Annotated in this window: 5 protein-coding genes; 4 read left to right on the plus strand and 1 reads right to left on the minus strand. The window is 37.1% G+C overall.

What is annotated here, in order from left to right; all coding sequences use genetic code 11:
- Nucleotides 1–585: 585 nt before the first annotated feature.
- Nucleotides 586–3,264, plus strand: coding sequence for an MGH1-like glycoside hydrolase domain-containing protein (locus H1P_RS24260; protein ID WP_144872197.1), 2,679 nt, complete (start codon nucleotides 586–588; stop codon nucleotides 3,262–3,264).
- 424 nt (nucleotides 3,265–3,688) lie between these two features.
- Nucleotides 3,689–4,777: a PIN/TRAM domain-containing protein gene (locus H1P_RS24265; RefSeq protein WP_144872189.1), complete on the plus strand. Its 1,089-nt coding sequence runs from the start codon at nucleotides 3,689–3,691 to the stop codon at nucleotides 4,775–4,777.
- Nucleotides 4,778–5,100: 323 nt separating this feature from the next.
- On the opposite strand, the gene H1P_RS24270 is transcribed toward H1P_RS24265, so the two are convergent.
- A complete protein-coding gene (locus H1P_RS24270) occupies nucleotides 5,101–6,219 on the minus strand; it encodes an ABC transporter permease (protein ID WP_144872191.1) in 1,119 nt (372 codons plus the stop codon).
- Nucleotides 6,220–6,879: 660 nt separating this feature from the next.
- Between H1P_RS24270 and H1P_RS36440 the strand changes: the two genes are divergently transcribed.
- Both H1P_RS36440 and H1P_RS24275 read left to right on the plus strand, forming a co-directional pair.
- The gene (locus H1P_RS36440; RefSeq protein ID WP_186376117.1) at nucleotides 6,880–7,053 is read left to right on the plus strand and encodes a hypothetical protein; all 174 of its coding nucleotides are present in this window, start codon (nucleotides 6,880–6,882) and stop codon (nucleotides 7,051–7,053) included.
- A 134-nt stretch (nucleotides 7,054–7,187) separates the two neighbouring features.
- Nucleotides 7,188–7,931, plus strand: a 744-nt coding sequence (locus H1P_RS24275) for an ATP-dependent helicase (RefSeq protein WP_144872193.1), incomplete at its 3' end; no start/stop codon positions are given.

Genomic DNA, 7,931 nt, shown 5'->3' on the forward strand with positions numbered 1-7,931 from the left:
TAAAAAAAAATTTGATCGACATTTTTACTATCAATGGGAATGCCAATTAAGAATGTATTTGATACTATGGGCAACTCCAGAATTTGGAATATACTTTTTAAGTGATGTTTGATCGCATTTCCAAACGTATGTTGCCATCGCCACATAGACATCCGTGTTTGCATCTGGTTATTTTCCTCGTTCAAAAAATTACCAACCTTAATCGCAAGTTAAGGTATACGTAGAGTTTATCTTGCTGGGTATTTTATTTTGGTGTCTTATCCACTTGGGAAATGCTATACATAATTTGTTAATTTATACCTTATTTTGGTAAATTTTTGATAAAATAAAAAAAATGTAATATTTTTATTACGTTATTTAATTATTACATTATTCAATCAACTACAAAACAATCAACAATCTTCAGCACTATTGGTAAAGAGTAAGTTGGGTATTGTCCACCCCAAAATTGATCCAGAATGAAAGCACTTTGATATCACAATTCAAATGAGACTGTTCGATCTTGTTTTCTATCGTTTGTCAGATTTAAAAAAAAGGCGATCGCCGTATAATAGCAACTAATTTATATTGGCATTGCCCGAAGCTATGACAGAACCCCAAAAACTTACCCAAGAAGAAATTAGACTCAAAGAAGATAGAGAAAGAACAGCATATTGGCGCAGGTGGGGTTGTTATTTAAGTAATCGTCAGTGGGGAACAGTAAGAGAAGACTATAGCGCAGATGGTTCTGCTTGGGATCATTTTAGTTTTGAGGAGTCTCACTATCGAGCGTACCGTTGGGGTGAAGATGGCATCGCAGGGATATCTGATAATCATCAACGATTGTGTTTTTCTCTGGCATTGTGGAACGAACAAGATCCTTTTTTGAAAGAGAGGCTATATGGTTTAACCAACACTCAAGGTAACCATGGGGAAGATGTCAAAGAGTATTATTTTCACCTCGATAATACGCCGACACATTCTTATATGAAGTTTCTCTATAAATATCCGCAAAAAGCTTTTCCCTATTGGCAACTAGAAAAAGAAAATCAAAAACGAGGTTTAAAAGATCGTGAATTTGAATTAATACAGACAGGGATTTTTGATAACGATGAATATTTTGATGTCACTGTTGAATATGCTAAAGAAAGTAGTGAAAATATTTTAATTTTTATTCAAGTTACAAATCGCAGCGAAAAAACCGCAACTGTTCATTTACTGCCTACTCTTTGGTTTCGTAATATGTGGTCATGGGATTACGAAGTTGAAAAACCACAACTCAAGATATACGAACAAAAAGACAATTACAGCGTCATTGAAGCACAACACCCCGATTTGAGTAAACGATGGTTATATTGCGCTCAACAACCGAAGTTATTGTTTACCGAAAACGATACCAATCATCAAAGATTATCCTGTAATCAAAAAAGCAATCAATCTCCTTATCTTAAGGATGCTTTCCATAAATATGTAGTGGAAGCCAAACAAGATGCAGTCAACCCCGACAATAGAGGTACAAAATGTGCAGCTTACTACACCTTAGAATTAAAACCAGGAGAAACTACAGGAATTCAGTTAAGACTCTGCGATCAAAGCGATCTTAAAACACCTTTTGGAAAACCATTTAATGATACTTTTCAGGTACGCCAACAAGAAGCAGATGAATTTTATCGGCGGATTTCTCCTCACAATAAAAGCCTCGAATCTCAAAAAGTGGAACGTCAAGCATTTGCAGGGATGCTGTGGAATAAGCAATATTACCATTATGTAGTAGATACCTGGTTAGAAGGCGATCCAGCCCAACCAGAACCTCCTCAACAACGCAAACAGGGTCACAATAGTGATTGGATACATCTTCATACCGATGATGTTATTTCGATGCCTGATAAATGGGAATATCCTTACTTTGCAGCTTGGGATTTAGCTTTTCACATGATACCCTTTGCTGCGATCGATCCTGACTTTGCTAAAAAGCAACTAGAACGCCTGACTCGTGAATGGTATATGCACCCTAACGGACAAATGCCAGCTTATGAATGGGATTTTGATGGGGTTAATCCTCCCGTTCATGCTTGGGCTGCTTGGCGGGTTTATACTATCGAACAGAAAATGTATGGACGTTCTGATAAAAAATTTTTAGAAAGAGTATTTCAAAAACTATTGCTAAATTTTACCTGGTGGGTAAACCAACATGATGATGATAATAACAATGTTTTCCAAGGTGGTTTCTTGGGTTTAGATAATATTGGCGTATTTAATCGTGGTGGCGAATTACCTACAGGGGGTAAAATATCTCAATCCGATGGTACTAGCTGGATGGCAATGTATTGTTTGGATTTGCTTACCATTGCACTAGAGTTAGCACAGGATAATGATGTCTATGAAGATATTGCTAGCAAGTTTTTTGAACACTTCCTCTATATCATCGATGCGATGAACCATATGGGTACAAAAGGTACAGACTTATGGAATGACGAAGATGGTTTTTACTATGATGTGCTGCATCTGCCCAGTGATGAACATATCGCTCTCAAAGTTCGCTCAATGGTTGGTTTAATTCCCCTCTTTGCCGTAACTACCATAGAAGAGGAAACCCTCGAAAAACTTCCAGGATTTAATAAAAGAGTTCAATGGTTTATTAACCAACGTCCTCAACTAAGTCGAAACCTGGCTTGTATGGAAGGCTGTGACAACAACTCTCGTCGCTTATTAGCTGTAGTAGATGAAGAGAAATTACGTCTCTTGCTCCAAAAAATGTTAGATGAAACGGAATTCTTGAGCGATTATGGCATTCGTTCTGTTTCTAAGTACCATCAAAAACATCCCTATACTTTTGAAGCAGAAAATGAAACCTACGAAGTAGCTTACGAACCAGCAGAATCTCCTACTGCGATGTTTGGTGGTAACTCCAACTGGCGCGGTCCTATTTGGTTTCCTGTAAACTATCTTTTAATAGAATCACTGCAAAAATTTGATTATTATTACGATGGTAATTTCAAAGTGGAATGTCCTGCGGGTTCAGGTAACATGATGACTCTTTGGGAAGTAGCATCAGAATTAGAAAGACGTTTGATTAATATTTTTCTCCCCCAAGAAAACGGAGAACGACCAATATATGGTAGCTTTACTAAATTTCAAAATGATCCTTATTGGAAAGATTTGTTAATGTTTAATGAATACTTTCACGGCGATAATGGCTCAGGTTTGGGCGCATCCCATCAGACAGGTTGGACTGGTTTGGTTGCTAAGTTGATTATGCAGAGAAGTGAGTACTGTAATCAGTAATTGCTAGGTGAGCAAACTCAATTTTTTTCTGTACTTAAATAAATTTCTTAATCAGGAGCAACTTTGTCTATCATCCACTTAAGAAAGGCTATACATAATTTGCTCACTTGTACCTTATACCATTTCTTAAAAGTAAGAAGAGACGAAGGTTTATAGCTAGGAGTCACGCCCGTTAGTTTAAACAATAATTTTAATTTTTTTTTCTTAAGAAGAAAGAATGTACTGTCTATCTAGCTAGTTTTGAAAATTAGTATTATTTGGTGAAAACTTAACTATAAAAAAAAATGTCATCAAAATATTACATCACTCAATCAACTACAAAATAGCAAACAATCTTAAGAACTATTGGTAAAATTGTCACTCTGCTACCAAAATTGATTACAGTAGAGAGTATATATTCATTTATTTTTATTCAACTAGAACAATGGTTGATGCCATCATAATTATAATTTGCGTTGTCGCAGCAGTAAACGTTGGGCTTGATAGTCTACAACTACTACCTAGCGATATTATCAAAGAAGTTTCTAACTATGAAGCTTTAAAATTTACGATCGCCGGTTTTGCAGCTATCATTGGTATAGGTATTGGGGTTGTAGTACAAACAAGCTATCGTCGTTTGGAAAATCAAGTTAGAAAAACCCCCATTGAGGTGATCTTAACTAGAGCAATCGGCTTAGTAGTTGGCTTACTGGTAGCTAATTTGATGCTTGCTCCCATGTTTTTATTACCAATACCAAAAGAACTGAGCTTTATTAAACCTGCGATCGCTATTATGGGTAGTGTTCTATTCTCTTATACAGGTATTAGTTTAGCAGATACTCACGGACGCAGCTTCTTGAGATTGCTCAACCCCAACAGCATTGAAACGATGTTAGTAGCAGAAGGGACTTTAGAGGCGATTTCGAGCAAGGTTGTAGATACTAGCTGTATTATAGATGGCAGAATCGAACAGTTACTAAAAACAGGCTTTTTAGAAGGGCAAATTTTAATTCCTAAGTTTGTCTTGCAAGAACTACAAAATCTCGCAGATGCAAGTAACGATCAAAAGCGTCTTCGAGGAAGAAGAGGCTTAGATATCTTAAATCGTATTCAAGAGAGATTTCCCCAAAAAATAGTTATTCATGCCAAAGACTATGAAGAGATTGAAACTGTCGATGCCAAGTTAGTCAATCTAGCTCAAGAAATTAATGGTACATTACTCACCAACGATTATAACTTGAGTAAAGTAGCTACTCTACAAGGAGTAGATATTCTCAATATTAACGACTTAGCACGAGCAATACGTCCTTTATATCTCCCTGGAGACAATTTAGAATTAAAAATTCTTAAAGAAGGTAAAGAGCCAGAACAAGGCATTGGTTATTTAGATGATGGTACAATGGTTGTTGTCGATGAAGGCGATCGCTATGTAGGCGGAGAAATTCAGGTAGTTGTTACCTCATCTTTGCAAACATCCGCAGGAAGAATGATTTTCGCCAAACCCCTATCAGAAAACTATTCTGGTATTGTGTAGACTTGTATCCACTTAATTTTGACTAAAATCCCTCAATACCACTTCTCAACAGCTTGATTCTATAAGCTTGGCGGGGTTTATAAAGTCCGCCCGCAGGTGGTGGACACAGTCCCAAGAGCAAACCCAAGACGATAGTGGAAAGTGACGAGTAAAATTCGCCGTTTCCTCCCTTCAGCATAGCTCCATAGCTCACGCTCAAAAGTGACTGGAGACTTAGTTTAATTCAAAAGCAAAAAGCAGTGCTACTCTAAAAAAAATAGCAACTAGTAACGAATTGTATCTATTTCATACCTGTGTTTCAGTAACGCCTCAACCCTAATTTCTTACCTTTTCTGTAAATTACGAGGGTCGAGAGCATCTCTTAGACCATCTCCTAACACATTAAAAGATAAGACAGTTAGAATAATTAATAAAGCGGGGGGCCAAATTAACCAAGGTTGCAAAACTAAAATAGATGCATTAGTAGCCAGAGAAAGTAAATTACCCCAGCTAGGATCGGGTTGTTGAATACCCAAACCAATCAAGCTTAAAACTGATTCGGTAATAATAAAACTAGGAATACTCAAAGTAGCAGACGTAATAATATAAGTTGCAGTTTGAGGTAAGATATGGTTCAAAATAATATAAAGAGGTTTTGCTCCCATCGCTTTAGCAGCTTGGACAAATTCTTGCTCTTTTAGAGATAAAACCTGTCCTCTAGTGACTCTAGCTAAACCAGACCAACTAATTAAAGAAGTAATTAAAACAATTAGTAAAAAAGTTTGCGCGCTACTTAAACCAGGAGGGATTACCGCAGCCAAAGAAATTAATAAATAAATCCCTGGAATCGTCATTAACACTTCTACAAGGCGCATTAAAATTATATCTACCCAACCACCAAAATAGCCAGCAACTCCCCCAATTAACATTCCCAAGGGGAAAGAAATCATGATACCCACCAGACCAATAAATAAACTAATTCTGCCACCAAAAACTAGTCTGGTAAATTCATCTCTTCCCTGTTCGTCAGTACCCAGTAGATTAATTCTGCCTTCTCCTTCAGTACCGAATAAGTGAAGACTTATCGGGATACCGTTAAAAATCGTTACCTCTCTAAATCTGGGTGGTAAAGGAAGTTTAATTTGTAAAAAGTTATAAGAACTACCCTTAACCAATAAATGAATTGGAGATGGGTTTTGGTCGTCTATAATTAATTTGCGATCGCCAGTTTCTAGTTCAGTCTGTCCCTGAGTAGTCGGATAAACATAGGGTGCTGTCCATTTGCCTTCTGGTGTCTGCCAATAAATTGGAGTTGGCGGCAATAAAGAACTGTTAAGCTGTGAGCTATAGGGGTTATAAGGAGCCACAAAATCAGCAAATATAACCACAACATAGAAAACAATTAGAACAATTGCTCCTGAGCGTGCCAAAGGATTTTTATTGAGTTTTTGCCACCAATTCATAATTTACGCCAAATAACGAGAAAAAATAACTAAAAAGCAGAGGAAGGACTTTGTACTGTTATCCGACATAAATAATTATATATAAACTCATCATGTTCCACTACCGTCTTGGGTTTGCTCTTGGGGCTGTGTCCGCCCGCAGGTGGCGGACTTTATAAGCCTAGCCAAATATATAGAATCACGCTGTTGAGAATTGGTATAAAGAGCTATTCTCCAATAACATCTTCATTGCCATCACTCCTGTATGTTAGGCAATCTGCGAACACCTTCTGTCAGTTGTAGCTTACTCCAGGCTGAACGAACAAGCGCGTCATTATCTCTAATCCTTGCTGAGAACCATTGATAGGGTCTTGCACAGTTTTGGTGAAACCAAGAACAGGCGATCGCTACTGATTAAACAGGACACAAAAATCTTTTTTTCAGCAACTCATGACTGGCACGACCATACATCTGACGCTTGAGTATAATGAAGCCGATTAACTTAACCTTCAACCTTAGCTATAAGCTTGGAGCTTAAAAGCTGTTAGCTGGTTAAACCCCTGGCTAAACTCACTCCAGAACAAATGGCAACTGTAGACGAGATTCTCTCAAAAACCCTTAACAAGAAGGAAGTTATGAGGGAAATCGGGGATTATTTTAGTCGTTAAGGAGGAGTGGGTTATGTTCAGCGAAGTGGTGAATTTTTTAGGTTTGGAGCAAGAGTTAGATCATTTAGGTTTCTTTGCCACTGAAGCTCAAACTCATCTGAATCGGGAAGATACAGGGAATTTTTTGGGGCGTTGTACCCGTTATGAAATGGTAGGTAGATCGAAAGTAGCAGGTAGCAATCAATAATCAACAATCTTGATAGAATTCTAGAGACTCAAAAACTACTTTTTCTATTTTGTTTTATTTTTGAAACATTTAGTGTTTGGTAGTTTATAGTCTAAAATTAATCCCCAACGGTGTCCGTTTCCTAATCCCTAACCATGAGTTCTAATACTGATTTTTTAAGCCATCTTAATCCTTCTCAACGTCTTTCGGTAGAGCATTTTAATGGCCCAATGCTAGTGGTGGCTGGTGCGGGTTCAGGAAAAACTAGAGCTTTAACTTATCGCATTGCTAATTTAATTCGCAATCATGGAATAGAGCCAGAACACATTTTAGCTGTTACTTTTACTAATAAAGCAGCACGGGAAATGCGAGAGCGAATTGAAAATATTTTTGCCCAAGAATTAGCCACAGAATTACACCAACAAAGATTAGAATTACTTTCGGAATACGACCAAAAAAAAATTAAATCGCGAGTTTATAGAAAAATAACTAAGCCGTTATGGATTGGTACATTTCATAGCTTATCAGTTCGTATTTTACGATTTGATATTAATAAGTATCAGGATGAAAGGGGACGTACTTGGAAACGTAATTTTTCGATTTTTGATGAGTCTGATGTCCAAAGCTTGATCAAGAATATTGTTACTAAAAGCTTAAATTTAGATGATAAAAAGTTTGACCCTCGTAAGATGCGCTATGCCATTAGTAATGCTAAAAACCAGGGTTTGACACCTGACGAATTAATTAAGCAAGAACCTGGCTATCGAGAAAGAGTGCTAGCAGAAGTTTACAACGAGTATCAATCTCGGCTGGCTGCTAATAATGCGTTAGATTTTGATGATTTAATTTTAATTCCTGTAAGATTATTTGAGCAAAATGAATCTATTTTAGGTTATTGG

Origin of the sequence: Hyella patelloides LEGE 07179, from assembly GCF_900659865.1 — a bacterium.
GTDB lineage: Bacteria > Cyanobacteriota > Cyanobacteriia > Cyanobacteriales > Xenococcaceae > Hyella > Hyella patelloides.

What these genes read in the sequence shown, in the direction of transcription:
- H1P_RS24265 (WP_144872189.1), top strand. Translation starts at nt 3,689, where the DNA reads ATGGTTGATGCCATCATAATTATAATTTGCGTTGTCGCAGCAGTAAAC.
- H1P_RS36440 (WP_186376117.1), top strand. Translation starts at nt 6,880, where the DNA reads ATGTTCAGCGAAGTGGTGAATTTTTTAGGTTTGGAGCAAGAGTTAGAT.
- H1P_RS24260 (WP_144872197.1), top strand. Translation starts at nt 586, where the DNA reads ATGACAGAACCCCAAAAACTTACCCAAGAAGAAATTAGACTCAAAGAA.
- H1P_RS24270 (WP_144872191.1), bottom strand. Translation starts at nt 6,219, where the DNA reads ATGAATTGGTGGCAAAAACTCAATAAAAATCCTTTGGCACGCTCAGGA.